The 25312-nt window shown below is 56.0% G+C and carries 16 protein-coding genes; 9 read left to right on the top strand and 7 right to left on the bottom strand.

Features of this window, described 5'->3' with window-relative positions:
• Positions 1–92: 92 nt before the first annotated feature.
• Entirely contained in the window at positions 93–2291 is a 2199-nt protein-coding gene (locus AAGQ96_RS10550) for a TonB-dependent siderophore receptor (RefSeq protein WP_147197849.1), read from the bottom strand.
• A gap of 248 nt (positions 2292–2539) precedes the next feature.
• Here AAGQ96_RS10550 and fes point away from each other — a divergent pair, with 248 nt between their 5' ends.
• The 4 genes from fes to AAGQ96_RS10530 all read left to right on the top strand — a co-directional run bounded on the left by fes (position 2540) and on the right by AAGQ96_RS10530 (position 13842).
• Positions 2540–3892, top strand: a complete 1353-nt coding sequence (gene fes / locus AAGQ96_RS10545) for an enterochelin esterase (protein ID WP_147197847.1) — start codon at positions 2540–2542, stop codon at positions 3890–3892.
• Positions 3882–4106 (top strand): MbtH family protein, encoded by a 225-nt coding sequence (locus AAGQ96_RS10540; protein WP_174822386.1) that lies wholly within the window; start codon positions 3882–3884, stop codon positions 4104–4106. Before fes ends, AAGQ96_RS10540 begins: the two co-directional genes overlap by 11 nt.
• A 28-nt stretch (positions 4107–4134) precedes the next feature.
• Positions 4135–12546 carry an amino acid adenylation domain-containing protein gene (locus AAGQ96_RS10535; RefSeq protein ID WP_342755483.1) on the top strand — a complete coding sequence of 2804 codons (8412 nt, stop codon included), beginning with the start codon at positions 4135–4137 and terminating at the stop codon, positions 12544–12546.
• 294 nt (positions 12547–12840) lie between these two features.
• Positions 12841–13842 (top strand): hypothetical protein, encoded by a 1002-nt coding sequence (locus tag AAGQ96_RS10530; RefSeq protein ID WP_342755482.1) that lies wholly within the window; start codon positions 12841–12843, stop codon positions 13840–13842.
• A gap of 49 nt (positions 13843–13891) precedes the next feature.
• Here the strand turns inward: AAGQ96_RS10530 and AAGQ96_RS10525 are convergent, their stop codons facing one another.
• The gene (locus tag AAGQ96_RS10525; protein ID WP_342755481.1) at positions 13892–16204 is read right to left on the bottom strand and encodes an FdhF/YdeP family oxidoreductase; all 2313 of its coding nucleotides are present in this window, start codon (positions 16202–16204) and stop codon (positions 13892–13894) included.
• A gap of 359 nt (positions 16205–16563) precedes the next feature.
• Here AAGQ96_RS10525 and AAGQ96_RS10520 point away from each other — a divergent pair, with 359 nt between their 5' ends.
• Positions 16564–17373, top strand: a complete 810-nt coding sequence (locus AAGQ96_RS10520) for a flagellin (RefSeq protein WP_342755480.1) — start codon at positions 16564–16566, stop codon at positions 17371–17373.
• Positions 17374–17770: 397 nt separating this feature from the next.
• Here the strand turns inward: AAGQ96_RS10520 and AAGQ96_RS10515 are convergent, their stop codons facing one another.
• Genes AAGQ96_RS10515 through AAGQ96_RS10500 form a run of 4 tightly spaced genes read right to left on the bottom strand, consistent with a single transcriptional unit; the run spans position 17771 to position 21243 of the window.
• A complete protein-coding gene (locus AAGQ96_RS10515; protein ID WP_147197839.1) occupies positions 17771–19078 on the bottom strand; it encodes an MFS transporter in 1308 nt (435 codons plus the stop codon).
• On the bottom strand, positions 19065–19205 hold the full coding sequence (locus AAGQ96_RS10510) for a hypothetical protein (RefSeq protein ID WP_168199618.1): 141 nt from the start codon (positions 19203–19205) through the stop codon (positions 19065–19067). Before AAGQ96_RS10510 ends, AAGQ96_RS10515 begins: the two co-directional genes overlap by 14 nt.
• Positions 19202–20551, bottom strand: a complete 1350-nt coding sequence (locus AAGQ96_RS10505; protein ID WP_147197837.1) for an amidase — start codon at positions 20549–20551, stop codon at positions 19202–19204. The genes AAGQ96_RS10510 and AAGQ96_RS10505 overlap by 4 nt, the downstream gene beginning before the upstream one ends.
• A gap of 11 nt (positions 20552–20562) precedes the next feature.
• Complete coding sequence (locus AAGQ96_RS10500; protein WP_342755479.1) at positions 20563–21243, bottom strand: DUF2848 domain-containing protein; 681 nt, start codon at positions 21241–21243, stop codon at positions 20563–20565.
• 113 nt (positions 21244–21356) lie between these two features.
• Between AAGQ96_RS10500 and AAGQ96_RS10495 the strand changes: the two genes are divergently transcribed.
• Positions 21357–22028 (top strand): GntR family transcriptional regulator, encoded by a 672-nt coding sequence (locus tag AAGQ96_RS10495; protein ID WP_342755478.1) that lies wholly within the window; start codon positions 21357–21359, stop codon positions 22026–22028.
• 69 nt (positions 22029–22097) lie between these two features.
• Here the strand turns inward: AAGQ96_RS10495 and AAGQ96_RS10490 are convergent, their stop codons facing one another.
• Entirely contained in the window at positions 22098–22973 is an 876-nt protein-coding gene (locus AAGQ96_RS10490; RefSeq protein ID WP_342755477.1) for a LysR family transcriptional regulator, read from the bottom strand.
• Positions 22974–23086: 113 nt separating this feature from the next.
• Between AAGQ96_RS10490 and AAGQ96_RS10485 the strand changes: the two genes are divergently transcribed.
• From AAGQ96_RS10485 to AAGQ96_RS10475, 3 genes are all read left to right on the top strand, one after another.
• Complete coding sequence (locus AAGQ96_RS10485) at positions 23087–24184, top strand: NADH:flavin oxidoreductase (RefSeq protein ID WP_342755476.1); 1098 nt, start codon at positions 23087–23089, stop codon at positions 24182–24184.
• A 154-nt stretch (positions 24185–24338) separates the two neighbouring features.
• Positions 24339–24569 carry a hypothetical protein gene (locus AAGQ96_RS10480; protein ID WP_147197828.1) on the top strand — a complete coding sequence of 77 codons (231 nt, stop codon included), beginning with the start codon at positions 24339–24341 and terminating at the stop codon, positions 24567–24569.
• A gap of 169 nt (positions 24570–24738) precedes the next feature.
• Positions 24739–25188, top strand: coding sequence for a hypothetical protein (locus AAGQ96_RS10475; RefSeq protein WP_342755475.1), 450 nt, complete (start codon positions 24739–24741; stop codon positions 25186–25188).
• The last annotated feature ends 124 nt before the right edge of the window (positions 25189–25312 follow it).

The raw sequence follows: 25312 nt of genomic DNA, 5'->3' as shown, positions 1-25312 counted from the left end.
TTTCGAGAGAGGTTGTATATCAGTGCCGGGGAATTACATGGGGTCATCTGCAAAACACGGGCCGGCATTGCACCGCCCCGCCCAACGCTCTCCTACCAGCTATAACTCACCGAACCCACAATCGTTCTGCCGCTGCCATAGAAGCAGGCAGAGGTATTACTACACGAAGCGACATAATGCTTATCTTCGAGGTTGTTAACGTTCAGCTGAACGGTTGTGCCGCGCAAAGCGGGAATGGCCTGATCCAGCTCGTATTTCGCCATGACGTCATACAGCGTGTAATGCGGTACGCGAAGCTGGCCAACGTAGTCGCCCGCTGCCGTGCCGGTATAGCGCACGCCGCTGCCCAACGTCAGTCCCTGCAATGCGCCGTTCAGGAAACTGTAGCTTCCCCAGCCCGACGCCGCATGGCGGGGAATATTTGGCGGCGTGTTGCCGGTCTGGCCCGCAATGTTGCTGGCTTTAGTGACCGAATCGGTATAGGTATAAGCCGCAATCACCGCAATTTCTGGCGTGATCTGTGAATGGATCTCGGTTTCCACCCCTTTCGAGCGCACTTTACCAATCTGCTCGTTATAGCCGGTAACGCTGTTATAAGAGCTGATGTTCTTCTGATTAATATGAAACGCCGAGAGCGTCATCACCGTGTCCGAACCCACCGGCTGGAATTTGATCCCGGCTTCATATTGCTCGCCGGTCGTCGGTTTAAACGGATCGGCACCCGGCGCGCCGGTGTTCAGGTTCGGTTCAAACGAGGTGCTGTAACTGACATAAGGCGACAGGCCGTTATCAAAGGCATACAGCAGTCCAGCGCGCCCTGTCATCTTGTTGTCATTCTGCTGGGTATCGGTATCCGCTACGGCATCCTGCGTGCGCACTTCGGTCCAGTCGTTACGCCCCGAAAGCAGCAGGTTCCAGTTGTTCCATTCCAGCTGATCCTGAAGATAGACGCCAACCTGATCCAGTTTAGTGCGGGTGCTGGTAGTAAGCGTGAAGGCGCTTTCGTTCACGCTGACGCGCGTCGGATTTGTCCAGTCGAGGGTATAGCGGCTGGTGTTATTGTCCCGCCACAGCCTGCTGTCGATATCGCTCCACTTGTAATCCAGACCGCCCACCAGGGTATGTTCGACCTGCCCGGTGCTGAATAACGCCTTCAGCTGGTTATCCAGGCCCAACTCTTCGGTTTCCACTTTGTCATGCTGCGGGCGACGATTGATAGTGTGGTCGTTGTTACGGGTATTCGCCGTGGTAAAGACAACGTATTTGTACGACTCATCGATATTGCTGTAGCGCAGGTTCTGCTGGAAGCTGAACACCTCGTTAAAGGTGTGTTCGACACTATAGCCAACGGACGTCTGCTCACGTTTCGACTGGTTAAAGCTCGGTTCGCTGACGTTAAAATCGTACGGCAAATAGCCGGCGCTGGTACTCAGCAGCGTGCCGCTGGCTGGCAGAAAGTTACGGTAGCCCGCTTTGGGTTCGTTCTGGTAACTGGTCAGTAAGGTAAAGCTGGTGTCGGCGTTCGGTAGCCAGGTGATGGCCGGCGCAATCGCCACGCGTTGCTGCTTTTCGCCTCTTACAAACTCATGTCTGGTGCTGCCAACGCCGTTCAGACGATAAAACAGCGTGTTGTCATCGTTCAGCTTACCGCCAAAATCGAACGCCGCTTCGCCGTAGTGTTTGTTGCCGGTACTGAGCTGAATTTTATGGATACTCTGCGCGGTGGGCCGCTTGCTGGTCATGCTGACCAGTCCGCCGGGGCTGACCTGCCCGTACAGTACGGAGGCCGGACCGTGGATCATCTCAATGCGCTCCAGCAGCCACGGGTCAATTTGCCCGGCCCCCCCGCCGCTGCGGGCCGACAGGCCATAAGTCAGGCCGTCCAGCACCTTGGGCGCATAGCGAAAACCGCGGCTGATGATCTCGTCGTTACGATTAGAGTTACCGCGATAGTTGGTGACGATGCCGCTGGAGTAGTTCAGCGCATCGGCAACGGAAGCCGCAGCCTGATCGTCCATCTGCTGACGCGTCACCACCGAAATGGACTGCGGTGTTTTGCGCAGCGGCGTGGCGGTTTTCGTCCCGGAAGCACTCTCTTTCGCCACCAGTCCCGGCATGGGGGCAGTGACGCTTTCGCGGGTATCCGCACTGACGGTCATGGTCTCTTCGGCAAAGGCCGTACCCGAAAACGTCGTCAGCAGAAAAAGCGGTGTTAACGCCAGATGTAATCTGGATTTTTTAAAAGGGATCGTCATTGCAGAGGTCACTGAATTTTCTAATTTACCAGCCATGAATGCCATCTCTTCAAACTACCTTGTCATTAAAAATCCGCGGACGCCTGCACAGCACAGGCGTGTTAACGCCCACCGGGGGTTGCGGTTTCCCCAGAAACTGTACGGAAATCAGTAAGTAAAATTTACGTCAAAATCATATTGCAAATGTAAATCGTTATCAATAGCATTTGCATTGCGTTTGATAGTGTAAAGAGTCTGGCAATAATGTTTGAAAATGTCGCCAGATGTTTCAGAGGGCAAGGGATATGACGTTACGGCAAGATTTTCCCGCAGGAACTGCATCTAAACTGTTGTCAGAAAACGATTTAGGTGAAGACACCTGGTGGCGACGGTTGCATGAAACAGGCACGCCGCTGGTTGAATATGTGGATGAAGGACGCGTTGACATGCATTTCTTCTGGCGCGATCCGCAGGGCGATGAACAAAATTCCGTTATTGAACGCGTCTATGTGCACGTGAACGGCGTAACAAATCATCACAGCCCTACGCCCACCAGCCTAAAGCGCATAAGCAACAGTAATGTTTGGCACTGGTCAACGGTAATCGATGACCGGTGGCGCGGCAGCTACAGCCTGATCCCCATTACGGCGGAGCATCTGCCGCCAGTTTTCAGCAGCGATGCAGAGACCGCGCGTTTGCAGCAAAGAGCCTGGTGGATTTCGCTGATGCCGCTGGCTGTTGCCGATCCGCTTAATCATCAGCAGCCCTTTCTTAACAGCCGTCGTCATCCGTTAAGCGCCGCCCGCATGCCGAAAGCGCCGTGGATCGCCGCATGGCAAGGGTGGGATCGCGGTGAAGCGACGCCGCCAGATGCGCTGCTGCAACTGACCTGGCAGAGCGAAATACTCAATAATCAGCGTCGTGTCTGGTTATGGACCAGCGGACATACCTCCCGGCCTGACCAGCGCCCGCTGGCCATTTTGCTCGACGGACAAAACTGGGTGGAAGGCCAGCCGATTTTTTCCGCGCTGGCTGCGGAAACCGAAGCGGGTCATCTGCCTGCCGCCTGCTGGTTATTTATTGATGCGATTAACGGCCAGCACCGCGAGGCGGAACTTCCCTGCAATTCGCAGTTCTGGCAGGCCATTGAGCAGGAGCTGATGCCGTTAATCCGCCAGCACCAGGCTTTCAGTGAGGATGGCGATCGCACTTTAGTGGCCGGACAAAGCTATGGCGGGCTGGCCGCGCTGTATGCCGGTCTGCACCGCCCCGCTCGCTTTGGCCGCATCCTCAGCCAGTCCGGCTCTTTCTGGTGGCCCAACCTGCAATTTATTCATGCTTTTGACCGGCGAGAACAGCACCCGCCTGGGCTGTTGTTTCAGCAGCTTCAGGCCGGAAATTTACCGGCCGGGCAGCTGCATATTTTTCAGGAAGTGGGCAACCGCGAACGCAATATCGAATTTGTTAACCAGCAGATTGCGCCTGAGCTGCGTGCTGCCGGACACCATTTGCAGTTTCGGGTCTATTCCGGCGGCCACGACGCCCGCTGCTGGCGTGATGGCCTGATTGAAGGCTGCCGCTGGCTGCTGGCGGATTTTCTGCCCCCTTCTGTGGTTTCTGATGCACTTCTTACTTCTACAGGTATCGATCATGACTGAACAACAAAATCCTTTTGATGATGAAACGCTGACCTTCCTCGTGCTGATTAACGCACGCGAGCAATACAGTCTCTGGCCTGCTTTTGCTGCCGTTCCGCCCGGCTGGAAAAGCATAGCCGGGCCGCTTGAGCGCACGGAAGCCACGCGTTACATCGAAAATCACTGGCAGGAGATGCGGCCAGCAGCATCAGAAATGCCCTCTGCCGTTCGTTGATTTTAAACTTAAAGACAGGAATGTTACCTTGACCGATTTAATCTTGCCTGAGACGCAAACCTCTCTCGCCCTGCCTCTGGTGGCCGCACAGCCGGGTATCTGGATGGCTGACCAGATCGCCGGGCACCGCAACATCTTTGCCGTCGCCCACTACAGTGAACTGCATGGCGATCTGAATCGCGCCTCGATGGATCGGGCGATTCGTATGGCTCTGGCAGAAGCGGATACCCTCCATGCCCGTTTTGGTCTGGCGGAAGACGGCACGCCGATGCAGTGGATCCCGGAAACGGCCAGCGTCATCGCAGCAGAGTGGTATGATCTGAGCCAGCGTGCCAACCCAAAACAGGCGGCGCTGAGCCTGATGCAGGAAGATCTGGCGGCCGAACTGCCTGCCGATGGCGATCGTCCGCTTTATCGCCACGTGCTGATGCGTATCAGCGATGATTGCTGGTTCTGGTATCAACGCTACCACCATCTGATGGTGGATGGTTTTAGTTTTGAAGCGCTGACCAGCCGTATCGCGGCGCTTTACACTTTTTTGCAACGCAAGGCGGAGCCAACAGCTTCACCGTTTACCTCTTTCGCCGAAGTGGTGACGGAATATCAGCAGTGGCAGGGTTCCGCGCAGCAGCAGCGGGCAGCCGCCCACTGGCAGCACTACACGGCTGAACTGCCGGAAGCAGTGACGCTCGCACGGCGTGAAGCGGGTGCCGCCGCGAGCGCCGCGCCCATTAAACAGCAGGTCAATCTTTCCGGTGACGCTTTGGCTCCTCTGCAACAGCATGCCGGGCTGAAAGACGTGACTGAAGGCGATATTGCCAGCGCCCTGCTGATTCTCTTTTTAGCCCGTATCAGTGGCCGACATCGTCTGTCGGTGGGCTTCCCGTTTATGCGCCGTATGGGTTCTGCCGCGCTCAGCGCCATCGGGCCGGTGGTCAATGTGCTGCCACTCATCTTCGATGTTAGCGAGGCTACTACGCTGCCGGAGCTGGTACAACAACTCCAGCGGGAAGTGAAGCAGGCACGCCGTTTTCAGCGCTATGAGGCGGAAGATCTGCGTCGCGATCTGGGGCTGGTCGGCAGCGGCAGCAAGCTGTACGGCCCGGTGATTAACGTGAAAGTTTATCATCAGCCGCTGGAACTGGCAGGTATTGAGGCCCGTACGCATACGCTGGCGATGGGGCCGGTTGACGATCTGGAATTCGAAGTCGGCTTTCGTCATAACCAGCTGCAAATTACCCTGGTTGCCAATCCGGCGCGATTTGATGCCCGCAGTTTGCAACGCCATGGTGAACGCATCAGCTGGCTGTTTACCCAGCTGGCCCAACAGCCGCAGCTAACGTGCGGTGAGCTGTCACTGCTGACGCCAGCGGAAGCGCAGCTGATCGAACAGGCCAACCACACCGCTGTCACGCTGCCGCAAGAGACGTTGCAACAGGCCATTATCGCGCAAACGGCCCTGACGCCGGATGCGCTGGCGCTGCTGGATGTCGACTGCCAGCTGAGCTATCGCCAGATGCTGCGCCAGGCGGAACTGCTGGCCGATCGGCTGATTGAAGCCGGCGTGATCCCGGGCGATATCGTTGCCGTAGCCCTCCCTCGCTCGGTCCGTTTAAGCATTACGCTGACCGCCATTTTGCTGGCCGGCGCTGCCTGGCTGCCGCTGGATACCGGCTATCCCGACGAGCGTCTGGCGCTGATGGTGGAGGATGCCCGCCCGGTGGTTGTGATCACTGAATCGGCGCTGGCGACGCGCTTTACGCCACTGGGAACGCTGCTGGCCTTTGATCGGCTGGCTGATGAACACACGGCGCTGCGCCACGCGCTGCCGCCCGTCAACGTGGATCGTCCGGCTTACGTACTTTATACCTCGGGTTCAACCGGCAAACCCAAAGGCGTGGTGGTCGGTCAGCAGGCTATCGTTAACCGCCTGCGCTGGATGCAGGATGCCTATCCGCTCGATGCCAGCGACGTTATTCTGCAAAAAACACCGTGCAGTTTTGACGTCTCGGTTTGGGAATTTTTTTGGCCGTTGATGACCGGCGCACAGCTGATGATGGCGCCGCCGGATGCACACCGCGACCCGGACCTCCTCTGGCAGCTGATTGACGAGTATCGCATCACCACGCTGCACTTTGTGCCGTCGATGCTGGCAGCGTTTGTCGGCCATCTTCAGCAACCGAATGCGTGTCCCACCCTTAAGCGCGTTTTCTGTAGCGGCGAAGCGCTCTCCTGTGAACTGGCGCGCAGCTGGCAGGCGCTCTGTGCGGCTCCGCTGCATAACCTTTATGGCCCGACCGAGGCGGCCGTAGACGTCACCTTCCAGCCAGCCAGCGGCGAAGCGCTGGCCCAGTGCGAGAGTTCAGGCGTGCCGATTGGCCGCCCGGTCTGGAACACCCAGCTCTATATTCTTGATCACCGCTTACGTCCGGTGCCGGTTGGCGTGGCGGGCGATCTCTATCTTGGCGGCGTGCAGCTGGCGGAAGGCTATCTGCATCGGGCCGATCTGACCGCACAGCGCTTTGTCGCTTCGCCGTTTGGTCAGGGCGAGCGCATGTACCGCACCGGCGATATCGCCTGCTGGAATGAAGATGGCGGCGTCGACTATCTCGGCCGTAGCGACGATCAGCTAAAAATTCGCGGTCAGCGCATTGAACCGGGTGAAATTGAGCAGGCGCTACAGGCACTGCCTGGCGTAGCCGTGGCGGTGGTTGCCGCAAAGGCGCTGACGCAGAAAACCGGCGCGGCCGATAACCGCCAGCTGCTGGCCTGGCTGATTGCCGAACCGGGCTTCCCGCTGGACACCGGGACGGTTAAAGCCCAGCTGAACGAGGTGCTCCCGGCGCATATGCAGCCGGTCAGCTATCTGCTGATCGATAAGCTGCCGCTCAGCGCCAACGGCAAGCTGGATCGTAAAGCGTTGCCGCTGCCGCAGTTGACCCCGCGCGCAGGTCGCGTGGCGCAAAGCGAGAAAGAATTGCTGCTGGCTGGCGCATTCTGCGAGCTGTCAGGCTGCAATGACGTTTTTATGGAAGACGACTTCTTTGCGCTGGGCGGCGACAGTATTTCCGCCATGGGCCTGAGCACCGCCGCCCGCCGTGCCGGCTATCAGCTGCGCCCCCGCGATATCTTTGCCGAACGCAGCATTGGCCGCATTGCCAACATTATGCAGCCGCTAACGCAGCACGTTGCCGCGCCTCGCGTGGCGCAGCAAGGCGCTGTCGGCGGTCTACCGATCCTGCACTGGTTTAACGAGTGGGCCGGCATCAATGCCCGCTTTGTGCACAGCGTTTATCTGGCGGTGCCGCCACAACTGACTCAGGCACAGCTGGAAAACGCCCTGCATCTGCTGGCTGAGGCGCATCCGGTGTTAAGAAGCTTTACGCGCGCAGGCCAACTGATTGTCGGCGAGACGGCAACAGCGGTGAACGGGTGTTACAGCACCGATATTGGCGATGCCAGTCGCGACAGCGCGGCGGAGCAAGCTTTTCTGACCGATGCGCAGCGGATCGATCCGGCTGCGGGCATCATGATGCAGGCTGCATTATTGCAACAGCATCAGCAAAGCGTTGCGCTGGTACTGACGGTGCATCATCTCGTGGTAGACGGGGTTTCCTGGCGTGTGCTGCTGGAGGCGTTGCGCGACGCGGCCATGAATAATGTGACACCGTCACGTGAAGAAACCTCGCTGCATGACTGGTCTGCTTATCTGCTGGCGACGCTCGACCAGCGCATTCCGGAACTCGGCTTCTGGCAGCAAATGCTGCAAAATGAAGTGCCGCGTTTAGGCCTGCGAGCCTTAACCGCACAGGATAACCGCCGCCAGGCCAGGCAAAAACGCACGCTGCTGAACGTGGCGCAAACGCAGGCGCTGCTGGGATCGCTGCCGCAGCAGTATCGCGCCACGACGGAAGAACTGCTGCTCACCCTGCTTTCTCTGGCGTTACGCCAGCGTTTTAACGCCAGTCAGTTCCGCTTTACGCTGGAATCTCACGGACGTGCCGAGCTGGAAGAGTGGCTCGATCTGTCGCGAACGCTTGGCTGGCTGACTACCGTTTATCCCGTCGCGGTCACGCTCCCTGATAACCCACCCGGTTCGGACAGCGTGCGGGCCATTAAACAAGTCCTGCGTGCGGTTCCCGATCGTGGCGTGGGTTACGGGCAGCTGCGCTGGCTGGATGCGAACCGGGGTAGCCAGCTGGCGAAGATGGCCCGCCAACATGCGCCGGAAGTGCTGTTTAATTACCTTGGCCGTTTCAGCCATAGTGACGATGAGTGGTCACCGTTGCGCACGGCTAATCAGTTCCGTGATACGTTCGCCGTCATGCAGGAAGAGACCATGCCGCTGCTGCATGCGCTGGAGCTGAATATTTTTGTCGACGAGCAGGCACAACGCCTGGCGTTGAACTGGGGCTGGGCCGCAGAGATCTTCAGCGAAGCCGATATTGACGCGCTACATCAGTCACTGAGCGAGGCGGCTGATGCGTTAATTCATTTCGCCCGCCAGCATCCGCAACAGGCTCAAAATACGCTGGTTGCCGCTGAAATTCCTGAACAGGTAGACGACGCGCTGCTGCAACAGCTCACCAAACGTTATGGCTTGCTCACCACGCTGCTGCCGCTGTTGCCCTTGCAGCAGGGACTGCTGTTCCATGCGCAAACCACGACGCAGCAAGGCAGTTACAACACGCTCACCAGCCTGACGCTGAGCGGTGTGTTACCCACGGCGAGCGTTCAGGCTGCGCTAAATGCGGTTGTTCGCCATCATCCCCAGCTTGCCGCCCGCTTTGACAGCGACCTCTGCCTGCCGCCCATGCAGCTGCTGCCGCTGTTGCATAATGAAAGTCACTGGCCGCTGGAGGAGATCACGCTGCCTGAGATGTCGGCAGCAGAAGAAGCTGCCGCCATAACCGAATGGGAAAAACAGGCGCTGCAACGCGATCTGTTCCGCCAGCCGGTGATGCTGCACGCCCTGCTGATCCGCCATGGTCAACGGGCAACGCTGTTGCTGAATGCGCATCATCTGGTGGTTGACGGCTGGTCAACGCCGGTGATCGTCAGCGATCTGCTCACCGTGCTGTGGCGTGGCGAACAGGCACTGAAAGCGCACAGCTACAGCTATGCCGATATTGTCCGGCAGCTGAGCGCCAGAGAGGTTGCTCAGGCCCGCACCCTGTGGCAGGCGAGTTTGCAGGATGTGCGCCCGACGCTGCTGTTTGAGGAAGCGGCAGCCAGTAAGGTGCATGAAATCCGTCTCAAGCTTGAGCCGGGACTGGAACGCGGTTTGCTGGCGCTGTGCCGCAGCCGGGGACTGACGCTGAATACGCTGATGCAGGGCATTTGGGGCTTACAGCTGGCCATCACCAGCGGTCAGAACGATGTGGTATTCGGCTCGCCGGTATCGGGTCGCTTTGGACAAATTGACGGTCTGGATCAGCATGTCGGCCTGTTCAGCAACACGCTGCCGGTGCGGATACGTTATCAGCCCGAACGCAGCTTGCCTGACCAGCTCTTCGATCACCAGAAACAGCAAATTCAGCTGATTGAGCAGGATTGCCTGGGATTAGCCGACATTCAGCAGCTGGCCGGTTGCGGGACGCTATTCGACACGCTGTTGGTAGTAGAAAACTATCCTGATAACCAGACGCTGCTTACAAGCGAGGCGGGCATTCGCTGTGAAGCGATTCATAACCGTGGCTACACGCATTATCCGCTCACGCTGCTGGTTCTGCCGCACGATGGCCTGACGTTGATCATGGAGTATCGTGACACTGTCACTCAGCCGCGGCGCTTTGCAGAACGCCTGCTGCTGCTGCTTGAGCAGCTGGTTCGCCAGCCGGATTTACCGCTGGCGCAATGGCAGCTGCAGACGGCGGCTGAACAGGCCCTGATAGCCGACGTCAACCGTACTCAGCTCGCGTTGCCTGCTGAAACGCTGCAACAGGCGATTCGCACCCAGGCGGCGCTGACGCCGGACGCGCTGGCATTGCGGGACGTGGAGTGCCAGCTCAGCTATCGTCAGATGCTGCGTCAGGCCGAACTGCTGGCCGATCGGCTGATCGAAGCCGGTGTGATCCCGGGCGATATTGTGGCCGTTGCGCTGCCTCGCTCCGCCCGCCTCAGCGTGGCGCTGACCGCCGTTCTGCTGGCGGGTGGCGCATGGCTGCCGCTGGATACCGGTTATCCCGATGAGCGTCTTGCGCTGATGGTGGATGATGCTCGCCCGGTGGTAATTATTACCGAATCGTCGCTGGCATCACGTTTCTCATCGCTGGGCATGTTGCTGACCTTTGACCGGTTTGACACCGTATCGCGCCCGCAGCACGCGTTGCCTTCTGCGAACGTAAACCGCCCCGCTTATGTGCTTTATACCTCCGGTTCAACCGGCAAACCGAAAGGCGTGGTGGTCGGGCAACAGGCGATCGTCAATCGCCTGCGCTGGATGCAGCATGAATATCCGCTACAGGCCGACGATGTGATCCTGCAAAAAACACCGTGCAGCTTTGACGTCTCGGTTTGGGAATTCTTCTGGCCGTTAATAACGGGCGCACAGCTGATGATGGCCCCGCCGGACGCGCATCGCGATCCTGAGATACTGGCACAGCTGATCGCGGATTATCAGGTTTCCACGCTGCACTTCGTGCCTTCCATGCTGTCGGCCTTTGTGGGTCATCTGCAACGGCAACATGGCACGCTCAGTAGCCTGAAGCGGGTATTTTGTAGCGGCGAAGCGCTCTCTTGCGAGCTGGCTTACAGCTGGCAGGCGTTGTGCCCGGCACCGTTACACAATCTTTATGGGCCGACCGAAGCGGCCGTGGACGTCACTTACCAACCCGCCAGCGGCGAAGCGCTGGAGAGCTGCGCGGGACCAGGCGTGCCGATTGGTCGTCCGGTCTGGAACACGCAGCTGCATATACTGGACAGCCTGCTGCGTCCGGTGCCGGTGGGCGTGCCGGGCGATCTCTATCTCGGCGGCGTGCAGCTGGCAGAAGGCTATCTGTATCGCGCGGATTTGACTTCACAACGCTTCGTCGCCTCACCGTTTGCCGAGGGCGAGCGCATGTATCGCACCGGCGATATTGCCAGCTGGCGTGAAGACGGCGCGGTCGACTACTTAGGGCGTAGCGACGATCAGCTGAAAATTCGCGGTCAGCGTATTGAACCCGGTGAAATTGAACAGGCGCTGCAAACGCTGCCGGGCGTGGCCACGGCGATCGTGGCCGCGAAGGCGCTGACGCAGCAGCATAGCGGCGCGGACAATCGGCAGCTGCTGGCGTGGCTGGTAGCCGAACCGCACGTTGCGCTGGATACAGAAACGGTTAAAACCCAGCTCGCGGCGATCCTCCCCGCGCATATGCAGCCGGTGAGCTATATGCTGATTGAACACCTGCCGCTCAGCGCCAACGGCAAGCTCGATCGTAAAGCCCTGCCGTTACCGCAGCTGGACCGGGCTGCGGGTCGCGTGCCGCAGAGCGACAGCGAAAAGCTGCTGGCCGGGCTGTTCTGCGCCCTGTTGAACCGTGAACGGGTGTTTGCCGACGATGATTTCTTTGCCTTAGGCGGCCACTCGCTGCTGGCGATGCAGCTGGCCGCTGAACTTCGTCGTAATGCCTCTCGCTCGCTCAGCATTGGCCAAATCATCACCGCCCGCAGCGTGGAGAAACTCGCCGCCCTGCTGGACGGCGCTGATGGCGCTGACGATGCCGGTAACGCGGAAGTGTTACCGCTGCGTAGCGGCACCGGGCCAACGCTGTTCTGCCTGCATCCGGCTTCCGGCTTCGCCTGGCAGTACAGCAGCCTGCTGCACTATCTCGGTGGCGACTACCCGGTGGTCGGTTTACAGTCGCCGCGTCCTTCGGGCGTTATCGCCGCCTGCGACAGCGTGGACGCCATGTGCGATCGTCATCTGGCGACCCTTCGTCAGTTGCAGCCGCACGGACCGTACTGGCTGCTGGGCTATTCTCTGGGCGGATCGCTGGCTCAGGGCATTGCGACCAGGCTGCAACAGGCTGGCGAAGAGGTCGCCTTCCTCGGCCTGCTGGATACCTATCCGTCGGAAGGCCAGGCGTGGCGTACGCCGGATGAAATGGAGGCGCAGCAGGAAGTGGCTCGCGAGCAGGCGCAGTTTATGGCCTCGACGGAGGAAGAAAGCGATCCGCAGCTGCTGGCAGAGAAAGCCGCGATGTTTAACACCATCGTTGCCAACTATAAAGATGCCGTTGCCCGGTTATCCGTCGCCAAAACGGCACGTTTTGACGGCAAAGCTACCCTGTTTATGGCGCAGAAAACCGTGCCGGAGGGTATGGACGTGCCGGCAACCTGGGCACCGTTTGTCGGTGAACTTGAAATCTGGCCGCTGAATTGCGAGCACGCGGATATCCTTTCCGCCGAGTCGCTGACGACACTGGGGCCATTGCTGGACCGGTTGCTGACGCGGTAATCTTTTTATCCACGGCGGAGAACGCTCCGCCGTTTTATTGGGTTATCCCCTTCCCTTAACGTAGCCGCGTCTCTTAACGGCAACGCGCTATCGTACCTCGCAATAATTACCACTCCCTATTAATAATTGCAGACAACAATAAACTCTCGTTTAAAGAACAGTTATTCCTCACCGCTATCATAAGCGCTGAAATAACCATGAATGACAAAGTCCTTTATCCGCCATCTGAATTTAAATAACGCGCGAGCATGCAATTTTTCTGGAGAACACGATGAATCACAGAATTAAAAAACATTGTTAGTCCCCTTATTATTTTTGATAAGCCCCCTGAGCCAGGCCGTTGTCGCCGGAGGGATTGTCTCGCTCAGGCATGCATGGCCTGAAAGCGCAGAATTTAATAAACTTTCTTTCTTCCAGCAGATTAGTAACGATGGCGGAACCGGATCCCGATACTACTGGGCGAATCAGTTTCACTTTAAGCAGGGAGATGGAGGGTATATTGGTTTACAAAACAGGGGTAATGGCGTTCATGCCTTTAATTACTCTATCTGGCAGGCAACCGGCTGGAAGAGCGGGACATGCAGTTTCTTTGATCACGAGAATTCAGGCGTACAATGCCAGATTATTGTTCCGTGGAAAACCGGTCATCAGTACAAATTAGATGTTTCCAAAAATGGCAATCTGGTAACGGGTGTCGTGACCGACCAGATGGACGGCACAACCACAACGGTTGGCGTTATTGAAGTTCCCGAAACATTCGGCAAACTCTACGCCTCTTCCGGTTTTGTCGAAGAATACTCTCAGGGCGATGGGCAACTTTCTTCCTGTTATGTCATGGGCGCGCAAAGTTCAACCTTTCTCAATCCCACAGGCGATGACCATACAAAAGCCGGGCAGAGTACCTTCACCTATGGCAACTGCAACGATCCTTATGTGGTAAAAGCGGCATGCGATGGTGATGCCTGCATTAATACCGTGAGCAATCTTGGTGCTGTCGCTTCCCTGAATGCCCCTACCGTCTCGATCGTTAATAATAACGATTTAACCGCCGAGACACTCGCTGGTGCATTGAACAAAGTCGATTTGGTCGCTATTCGATCTGAGGATGGTCAGTGGGCACCCGATATCTATTTTCCACACCCTGACACGCTTAAATGGAAATCAATATTTATCGATCATCGTGCGGGTTATAGTTCATCCGTGCATGTCAATGGCGCTATTACTCAGGTAAAAAAAGGACAGCAGCTGATGTATATGTCAAACGGTAGCAGCTGGAAGGTTATTAATTCAAAATAAGCGAACCGTTATATTACAGAGAGGCTTTACGCCTCTCTGTATGCGGCAGCTAGCGTATAACGCCTTCCGTTTCGAGCACCTTGGCGGGTTCCAGTGCCACTGGAATGCTTTTATAGGCCGGAATGCCGCTTTCGGTATCAAAACTGTCGAGCGGCACCAGTACGTTAGCTTCCGGGTAGTAAGCCGCGACGGAGCCGGGCGCCATGTCATACACCACTATCGTCAGGCTATTCAGTCGCCGTGAAGTCTGTTTGCCATCCGGATCCAGCGCAATCATATTGACCTTGTCTCCCACCCGAAGCTGCCGTTTTTCAGCCTCACTGGCTGCCATAAACAGCACGTCGCGTCTGCCGGTGACGCCGCGATAGCGATCGTTCAGACCGTAAAGCGTGGTGTTGTACTGATCGTGGCTACGCAGCGTAGTCAGCACCAGGTCGTGACATTTTAGCGAGCGCGGATCTTCATTAATGCCCTGCATCACCTTAAACTGCGCGCGTCCTGATGGCGTCAGCCACTTCCTTTCCGACGCGGCGTTATACAAACGGAAACCGCCAGGCTGAAGAATTTGCTGATTAAAATCCTTAAATGCCGGGAACACCGCCTCAATAGCCTCCCGGATAACGTTGTAATCGCCGACCATTTTGTCCCACTCAACCCGCGTCGCGGGCAGCGTCGCCTTAGCCAGTCCCGCCACTATCGCCGGTTCTGATTTCAGGAATGGCGAAGCGGGTTTCAGCGTACCGCGTGACGCATGCACCATCGACATGGAATCTTCAACGGTTACGCTTTGTTCGCCGGATGCCTGCCGATCCGTTTCGGTACGGCCCAGCACCGGCAGCAGATAGTTATGCTTACCCAGCAGCAGATGTGAACGGTTGAGCTTGGTGGCCATATGCACCACCAGATCCAGCTTGCGCATGGCCGCAAACGTTACCTGCGGATCGGAAATGGCTTCCGCCAGATTACCGCCCAGGCAGAGCAACGCTTTAGAGCGCCCGTCGCGTATCGCCTGAACCGCACTGACCGCACCGTGCCCGTGCTTTTGCGGCGGCCTGAAGCCAAAGACGTTTTCCAGACTGTCGAGCAGGCTTTGCGGCGGAATTTCAGTGATGCCAACGGTGCGATCGCCCTGCACATTGGAATGGCCGCGTAACGGGCAAATGCCTGCGCCAGGCTTGCCGATGTTGCCACGCATAAGCAGTAAGTTAGCGATTTGCTGCACGTTCTGCGTACCGTACTGGTGCTGGGTGATGCCCATGCCGTAACAGATGATGGTTTTTTCTGCCGAGGCATAGAGGTGTGCGATGTTCTGGATTTCGGCGAACGTCATCCCGGAGACTTTCTCAATATGCTGCCAGTCCGTTCCGTCGAGATCGGTTTTAAGGGCGGCGAAGCCTTCCGTGTGCTGCTGGATAAAGGCCTCATCCACCACGCCAGGTTTCCCTGCTGTCAGCGCCTCATCATGCATTTTGAGCAGGCATTTCATCACCCCTTTTAACACCGCCGCATCGCCGCCAACCCGCACTTTATAATAGGTTGACGCTAATTCGGTGGAGCTGAGCGACAGCATTTCGACCGGGCTTTGAGGCGAAGTAAAACGCTCAAGGCCACGTTCACGCAGCGGATTGATCGCCACGATTTTTGCGCCGCGTTTAGCCACTTCACGCAGCGTGCCGAGCATGCGAGGATGGTTCGTTCCCGGATTGTGACCGATACAGATCACCAGATCGCAATGGTCAAAATCGTCCAGTTCAACGGTGCCTTTGCCAACGCCAATTGACTGCGGCAGTCCGACGCTGGTCGGCTCATGACACATGTTTGAACAGTCGGGAAAGTTATTCGTGCCATATTCGCGAGCGAAAAGCTGCCAGAGGAAAGCGGCTTCGTTGGAAGCACGGCCGGAGGTGTAAAACTCCACGCTGTCGGGATCGTAGCCTTGCAGTTTTTCGCCGATTTCCCGGAACGCGGTTTCCCATTCTATGGGCTGATAAGTATCGCTGGCGGCATCATACTTCATGGGATGTGTGAGTCGCCCTTCGCCTTCCAGCTCGTAAGCGCTGCGCGACCAAAGCTCGCTAACGGTGTGCGCGGAAAAAAATTCAGGCGTGGTGCGCTTGCTGGTTGCCTCCCAAGAAACGGCCTTTGCGCCGTTTTCACAGAACTCGAACGAGGATCCATGACGCGGGTCGGGCCAGGCACAGCCGGGGCAGTCAAAGCCCTGCGGCTGGTTAACTTTGAACAGCGCGATCACATCCTGCTTCACGGCCATCTGGCCGCGAATGGCATCGGCCACCGCTTTCAGTGCGCCCCAACCCCCTGCCGATCCGCTATAGGGTGAAATACCCTTATTATTCTGTTTCATTCGACTCGCTCACTAAAAAATACCGTCTTTTTAGCGTAGAGCAGGGGTTTCCCGGTGGCGGGGAATTTTGTTTTCAGGATGTTGCCAAAACGCTACTGCCCCCTCGCGTGCGTGCTGTCCGGTAGCCGCTGTCATCCCGTAAGGGGTCAGCGCCTGAGTAATTTCAGGGGCTGCTTTGCTTCGCCTGAAAGACAGCAGATAAGGCCGGTTACGTTTTTTTCAGCGGTCATAACGCCCCCAGAAGATCTTTCACAGATCTGTTTAAAGTTCTGCCAACTGTCGCCGATAAATAATTCACTGACGGTGACGGGCATCCGGGCGCCGTAATCGACCCAAGTCAATTTTTGAAGGAAAATACTATGTCCGTTATCAATACCAACATTATGTCCCTGACCACTCAGAACAACCTGAACAAATCCCAGGCTTCTCTGAGCACCGCCATCGAGCGTCTTTCTTCTGGTCTGCGTATCAACAGCGCAAAAGATGATGCTGCGGGCGAAGCTATCGCTAACCGCATGAATTCTCAGATTAAAGGTCTGACTCAGGCAGCACGTAACGCCAACGACGGTATCTCTCTGACTCAGACGGCTGAAGGGTCAATGAACGAGATCAACACCAACTTACAGCGTATTCGTGAACTGACCGTGCAGGCGAAAAACGGCACCAACAGCGCTGACGACATCGACTCAATCCAGAAAGAAGTTGATGCACGTCTGTCTGAAATCAACCGTATCGGCGCGGCAAGTACCTTTAACGGCACGGCAATTTTCAACACCACCGGCAGCGTAAAAATCCAGGTGGGCGCTAACGATTCTACCGACGCTAACGTGATCAGCATCGACCTGTCAGGCGCAGGCTTCCAGGCTTCTGGCCTGGGCGCTACCTTCAGCGTGACCGGCGGCGACCTGTCTGACCTCGATGCGCGTATCAAAGACGTGGATACTTCACGTAGTGCCCTGGGTGCGATTCAGAACCGTTTTGAATCTACCATTAACAACCTGAACACCTCTGTGACCAACCTGACCGCGTCTCAGTCACGTATTCAGGATGCTGACTACGCAACGGAAGTGTCTAACATGTCCAAAGCGCAGATCCTTCAGCAGGCCGGTACCTCCGTGCTGTCAAAAGCTAACCAGGTTCCACAGGGCGTGCTGTCTCTGCTGCAGTAAGTCTTTCTGGTTTACCTCAGAACGCAAAACCCCGGCTTCGGCCGGGGTTTTCTTTTTTATTGCATTCTGGCCGTGCTTCGACTTCATTAAAAAGGATAAGAACAGGCAAAAGGATAAGGTATGCTCAGTTATTTATTTCCTGGCAGTAACGATCTGCATACGGCCGAAAAATTTTACGATGCCGTTTTATCGCCAAACCTTTTGATGGCAGGCCTGCTGTTGCCGGTAACGGCGCGATGCCTACGGGAAGAATTTTTACGTTGCCTGGTTGCGCGATCCTGACGGTAATAAAGTCGCCTTCTTCTTTAACGATCCGGAAGACAAGTAATGGATTTTTGGTATGGAAAAAATAAAGCCCGACAGCGGTCAGGCTTTATTTACTGTGAATTAAACGGGTTTACAGCGGTTTATATGCCGTCTCTTTTGCCTTCCATAATGCAATCAGCGTAATCCCCAGCGCCAGGCAAACATATAAAGAGACCCACACCGTGCTGCCCATCTCTTTATAAAGCGAAGTAATAATCAGCGGCGCAAAACCCCCGCCGACAATACCCGCCAGGGTGTAAGCCAGCGAAGAACCGGCATAACGAACGTGGCCGGGAAATTGTTCAGTGACAAATGCCGCCTGCGGGCCATACATCACCGCATGGATCAGCAGGCCGACAATGACCGCCAGTACAATCAATACCGTCTGCGCGCTGTCGAGCAGCACAAAAAAGACAAATGACCAAACCGCCGCCAGCAGCACGCCTGCGATATAAACCGGCCTTCTGCCCAGCCGATCGGAAAGTGCACCAAACATCGGCACGGTAATCGCATTGCCAATTGCGCCCAGCATGGTCGCCAGCAGCGCGACCGGCCGCGGCAAGTGCAGCACCGTTGTAACATAGGTCAGCGTAAAGACCACGACCAGTGCATAGAGCACATCGGAACCGATGCGCGCGCCTCCCGCAATCAGCAATTCGCGTGGATAGCGAACAAAGACCTCTTTCAGCGGCGTGTGCGTGGTTTTCTCACTGGCCTGCATGGCGACAAAGGTGGGCGTCTCCTCCACGCCACGGCGAAGCCAAAGGCCAAACATCACCAGCAGCAGACTCAGCAGAAACGGCACGCGCCAGCCCCATTCCTGAAACTGGTCACCGCTCAGCGCCAGCGTGACCAGGGTGATAAAACCGGTGCCAATCAGCGTGCCGCAGGAAGGGCCAACCTGGGCGAACGAAGCGTTACGTCCCCGTTTGTTGGCATCGCCATGTTCCATAGAGAGCAGCACGGCACCTGCCCACTCGCCGCCCAGCGCAATTCCCTGAATAAAGCGCAGCGTGACCAACAGTACCGGGCTCCAGATACCCCAACTCGCATAGCCGGGCAGCAGGCCCATCAACGCGGTGGTGACGCCCATAATCACCAGCGTGGTAATCAGCACCGCTTTGCGGCCGGCAACGTCGCCCAAATGACCGAAAATAAACCCCCCGACCGGGCGGGAAATATAGCCAACCGCATAGGTGGAAAAGGCCAGAATCGTCCCGACCAGCGGGTCGAAGCTGGGAAAGAAAACATGGTTGAAGACCAGCGCCGCCATAATGTTATAGACGGTGAAATCATACCATTCGAGCGCGGTGCCCACCGAACTGGCCGCGGCCAGCCGACCCGTTTTAGACATTCCGCTCCGGGCGGTCTGGAGCAGCGTGGAATCAGTATTCGCCATGGGTCATCTCCTGCTTTGTTAACTGCCAGCTGAGCGGGTAAAGCTGCACATCCGCCGGATTGAAATCAGCCTCATCTTCAGGCGCAATCTGGGTGGCGACAAACAGCATGCCGTGGGAAAGAGTCATCGTGATCTCCTCCGTAAAAGAAGGATTTCCAGGGCTAACGCCAGACTCAGTACTGCGGCATCTTTACCCTGGGTGGCGGCCAGCATCAGCCCCACCGGCGCGTGGCCCGGCTGATGGCACGGCAGCGAAACAGCGCAGCCGTCCAGCATGTTGATAACGCTGGTATTGCGCAGCATCAGTGCATTGATTTCTTTGTAGCGCTGCGGATCGTCAAGTTCGGCGATAGTGGGCGCAATACGCGGGACGGTGGGCATAAGCATCCCGTCAAAATCCGTCAGTGCGGCCTCCACACGCTGTTTCCAGGCAGCACGCTGCTGATAAAGCTCTTCGGCATCCTGCGCGGTTAACCCGCGGCCGACCTGAAGACGGGTTAATACCTGGGGATCGTAAGCTTCCGGCCGTGACTGCGCGCTTTGCTGGTGCCATTGCCAGGCTTCCCAGGCTATGATGCCGCCGCGTGCGTTGAGGGTTGTCAGCTCGGCCAGCTCCGTTAGCGGTATCTCGACAAGCGTTGCACCCGCAGCCTGAATCAGATCGCGCGTGGCGGTCCAGGCCTGGCGGACGTCATCTTCTAAATCATCCAGCACGCGCGTTTGTGGGATCGCAAAACGCGCCTGTGACAGATTGCATTCTGCAAGCATCAGTGGTTCATCAGCAATGATGCTGTCCAGCAGCCAGCAGCTGCGCACGTCATGGGCGATAACGCCGATACTGTCGAGCGAAGCGGCAAGGGGCAGCGTACCGGCTTGCCCGATGCGGCTGGCGCTGGGCTTAAATCCCGTCAGGCCGCAAAGCGCCGCCGGGATGCGTACCGAGCCGCCGGTGTCCGTCCCAATTGCGCCCAGGCACATGCCATCGCTTACCGATACCGCTGCGCCGGAGGAGGAACCGCCAGGGATGCGCGGCGAGTTGCGCTGCCACGGATTTGCAGGCGTGCCGTAATGCGGATTGATGCCCAGTCCTGAAAAGGCAAACTCGGTCATGTTGGTTTTACCGACGATCGCCGCACCGGCCTGTTCCAGACGGTTCACCATACTGGCGTTCGTCTTCGCTGCGGGCGCGTTGATCAACAGCGTGGAGCCTGCGGTGGTGGCTTCACCAGCCACATCGAACAGATCTTTAATGCTGATCGGTAAACCGTCGACGGAACTGAGTGCTTCACCCTTTTGCCAGCGGATACCCGCCTGAATCGCCCGTCTGCGGGCATTATCGGTATATAAGCGCGTAAAGACGCGAGCGCCCTCACCGCTTTTCTCCGTGGCGGCAAACAGCGCCGCCTCGGTATAGTCTTGCGGGGTTGCCTCACCCTCTTTCAGCCGCTGGCTGGCCTGCCATAGTGTCGTCATCGTCAGTCTCCTCAGGCTACGACTGGCAACAGACCAGTGCTGTATTGATGGGTTAGCGTGCGGTTCAGGATGGGATCGTGCAGCGCCATGCGGAAATCACTGGCCGGACGAATGCCGCCCAGCGCACTCAGCGTGCCGCAGGACATGGCAAAACCCTCTTCGGCCGGCGTGTCAGACAGATAACGCGCCAGCAAATCCATCGGCGTCAATAAAGAAGCCAGTGAACCTTGCTGATAGCTGACCCATTCGCCCTGCTCTTTAATCCAGGCGCTCAGTTCCAATGCATCCCAGTGTTCAGCAACCTCTTTTATCCGCCAGGCGTGGCCTGCAACCGGCTTAATACAGGCTTGTTTCGACAGGGCAACGCTGAACGTTTCCAGATGACGATCGGTATGATCGGAAATGAGCGAAACCCAGTATTCACCCCGATGGAAAAAGACAAACGGCTCCGCCTCGCCTGACGTTTCTGCACCTACAACTTCCAGATGAGGTTGCTGGCTGAGTTGGTTAGTGGTGACGCGGTAAAACAGCGGCACTGCACCTGGCGGGGGCACGCCCAGCGCTTCCAGCTCCCTGATGTGGTGCAACACCGCCTGCCGATCCCTTCCTACCCAGCCTGCAATAACCAGCTGATTTATCTCAACTTCAATCAGTGGCGCTGCTTTGTCATCGGTGGTAAACGTCAGTTTCATCGCTCTTTCCCCTTAAATGAAATTCGTGTGAAATTTCACACTATTTTCAATCTTGCGATTTTCATGCCACCTTTTTGTGTAATATGGTGAGAACGTTGGATAAGGAAAAAAACATGAGTGATGCGATTGCTGAAGCGCCTGATGCAGCCAGTCCCCGAGCGCTTTCTCTTAACGAGCAGGCCTATCAGGCTTTCAAACATAAACTCATCACGCTGCGCTATAAGCCGGGCGAATATCTGAATACCGCGCAGGTGATGAACGATTTGGCGATGGGCAGGACGCCGGTTAATCAGGCCGTGCACCGGCTGGCGACCGAAGGCTTGTTGCAGATTATCCCGCGTAAAGGGGTGATGGTTTCCCCTCTCTCGATTGATGATGCGCTGGAGTTGATAGAAGTGCGTATGGTAAATGAAACGCTATGCCTGCAACTCGCCAGCCGAAAAGTGACATCGTCACATATCGTCTCGCTCAGGCAGCTAAATCAGCAGATTGCCGCCGCCAGCGAAGCGCGCAATCGGGTCGAGGTCATGCTGCTGGATCGCGAATTTCATCAGCGGCTGGCGGACATTGCCGGAAACAGCCGTTTATCCGATATTCTCAGCGTAATCCACGCGCAGGCTCAACGCTTCTGGGCCACAACGTTATCAAGCGAGAGTCATATGCAGGAAGTGATTATCGAGCACGATGCGATTATCGACGCGCTGGAAAACGGTGATACAGAACGTGCCGCAGAAGCCGCGCGCGTCCATATTTTCTCGTTTAAACAGGCTTTGCTGAATTATTGAAAACGAAGCCGATAGTTTTAGCCTCTCAGCACATGGAGACTGGGCGACGCTGGTACCAGTTGGTGCCCTTCACTTAATCAACGAGGCTTTCAAGGCTTCAATAAAAACCGTTACCCGCTGAGGTAAATGTCGCGTGGTAGGAAACAGCGCCCAAACGGAAAGATCCTGAGGGCGGGCGTCTTGCAACTTCACTTCAATAAGCGTGCCCTCCTCTATTTCTTTTTTAACATCCCACAGCGTTAACTGTGCCAGTCCAATACCCTGCATACACAGTTCCCTGACGCTTTCAACGTTGCCTGAACTGAATCTGCCATCCACGCTGATACTGGTGCTTTGGCCCTCCTGTTCAAACGTCCATTGCAAAACGCTGGTTAACCTCAGGCAGTTGTGGTGAGTGAGATCGTTAAGCGTATCAGGCACGCCAACCTGTTTAATATAATCAGGAGATGCGCAAAGTATGCGGGGATTGTCGACTATCTTGCGGGCAATCAAGTTTGAATCTTTTAGCTTCGCGATGCGGATAGCCACATCAATGCCGCGGCCAACAATATCGACTACCTCTTCATTCAGCTGTAAATCAATTTTCAGCGCTGGATTGCCAGCCAGCAGCAAAGGGATAAGCGGCAGTATCTGCCGGCGGCCAAAGCCGGAAGGTGCCGTAATCCGTAATAAACCTGACGCGCCTTTTGCATCAGGTGAGAACGAGGCTTTCGCACTTTCTGCCGCCTCAACAAGGGTTTTGGCGTAGGGAATAAACTCAGCGCCTTCGGGCGTCAGAGAAACGGAACGCGTCGTGCGCTGTATCAACCGAATGCCCAGCTCGCCCTCCAGTCCGGCCAGCCGCCGGGAAACCGCCATAGGAGAAATATCCAGCCTTTTAGCCGCCTGAGAAAGGCTGAGCGTTTCGGTAATGATCAGGAAAAGCTGCACGTCATTAAGGTTCATAGCGCCGACTTTTATAACGATTATCGTTATACCAGCATATCATAATGGCCTGTTTAAGCGCCAAATCAGAGAGACTATATTACTCCACAAGGTTAATTGCGAACGGATAAAATATGAATCACTCTCCTTTATTTACCGCCCTGAAAGGCAACAACATCAGTTTGAAAAACCGTCTTGCCGTGGCGCCAATGACGCGTGTAACGGCCAGCGAAGATGGCTGCGCCAGTGAAAAAATGAAACGCTACTACGCGAGTTTGGCGCGTGGCGGTTTTGGTCTGATTATCACCGAAGGCATCTATATCGATCGGGCCTGGTCACAGACCTATGCTTTTCAGGCGGGCCTTACTTCCACTGCGCAGGTCAATGCCTGGCGGGAGATAACCGATGCTGTTCACCGCCAGGAAGCGGCTATTTTTGCTCAAATCCAACACGCTGGCGCGCTGTCACAAGGAAACCATTATGTGACTGAGACGGTAGCGCCCTCTGCAATCCGCCCTAAAGGGGAGCAGATGCCGTTTTATCGCGGAGAAGGACAATACCCGTTACCGCGTGAGCTGAGTGACAGCGAGATTGAAGAAATTATAACCAATTTTGCGGATGCAGCGGCACGTGCTGTCCATGAGGCCGGGTTTGATGGCGTGGAAATCCACGGTGCAAACGGCTATTTACTCGACCAGTTCTTTACTGAATACAGTAACCTGCGCACTGACAGATGGGGCGGCGATACGGCTGGACGCATGACCATTGGCCTTGAAGTGATTAAGGCGGTTCGTGCGCGTCTCGGCGCAGACGTTCCGGTTGGTATTCGTATTTCGCAGGGCAAAGTGAATGACTTCGTGCATAAATGGGGAAAAGGCGTGGAAGATGCCCGGGTAATCTTTTCGCTGCTGGAAAAGTCTGGCGTGGACTTCATCCATGTGACGGAGTATGAAGCCTGGGAGCCTGCATTTGCCGATGACGAGCGTTCGCTGGTTGAGCTCGCGCATCAATATGCCCCTTCTCTCACTTTGATTGCCAATGGTGCCCTGCACGATCCTGGTCGCGCAGAAGAGGTGATGGCGATGGGGGCAGATCTTATCGCACTCGGTCGTGGCGCTCTGGCAAACCATGACTGGCCTGAGCGGGTTAAAGCTGATCAGCCGTTAAACGAGTTCGATCGCGACATCCTGAGTCCGATTGCGGACATCAAAGAACGCGAGCTTAATCAGTAAACGCCTTACCACTTTGAGGCAAGCGCCGCCTGAAATATTTTGAATTGCAGACTGCTCTGAAAGAAAGGCCATACGCTGGCCTTTCCTTTAAAGCACGCTATTCTCTCTTACCAATCAATAACATATTTACATCAATTTTTAAGGGATAAGAGTTATGCGCAAATTATCAGTTTTAGCGGTTACCTTCGGTCTGCTGCTTTCTGCCACGTCTCAGGTACAGGCAAAAGGCTGCATCAAAGGGGCTGCAGTTGGCGGCGTGGCTGGACACATTAAGCATCACGGCGTGGCTGGCGCGGCGGCAGGCTGTGCAGTTGGCCACCATATGGCTAATAAAAAAGAGAAGAAAGAGCAAGAGAAACAGCAGCAGCAACAACCCGCGCATTAAAATGTAGATTGCCTTCGTGCGATCCTGCTGGTTAGCCCCTGTTTTAGGGGTTAACTGGCTTTGTTACTAACCGAGTATATGCTTATCATTATCGCCCCACGGCCACCTGTTCTGCTGTCCGTGGCAGCTGTCTTCCTGATGCGGGATGATGATCCCGGAGGTATAGCTTGTGGATACATTGATGACGTTACTGGGAAATACCATCTCCCTTATACCTGTCGCGCCCATAAATATGCAAACTTATGCGAAGGCACTTCTTAATGGCTCCGATCAGAATACAAATTTCTATGCAAATGCAACGATATACTCACAGTTAAATATTAATATCATTTCCCTGGAGTTTACTAATAGCTGGCCATTTTCATTCACTACCGGTCAATTAACGCAGATGATTACAGAAAATATCCCGCATGATTTCGGTTATTTATCCTCGTACAGCATTACGAATATGGTAAGGCTGACAACCAAATTTCATCTCTATCTCGATGATAACCTTCTTCTTATTTTCTTTGTCGATGATGGTCAAGCTCTGCTCGGCAGTTTTATCGCTCCGGGCCTGATAGATTATGATGAGAGCGCCTATGTACTCAATAATATCGTGGGTACCTGGAACAGTTAAAATCTGAGTATTCGGTTTACAGAAGGTAGCCCTCTGGAGCACGACACGCTGATTGCCAGCAGGCCTGTATATGCTTAGATACTGAGCGGATCGCATGCTTCTGCGATCATGAAAGATCTATATA

Origin of the sequence: Pantoea sp. MBD-2R, from assembly GCF_039134845.1 — a bacterium.
GTDB lineage: Bacteria > Pseudomonadota > Gammaproteobacteria > Enterobacterales > Enterobacteriaceae > Erwinia.
This window is presented reverse-complemented; position numbering and strand designations above follow the sequence as displayed.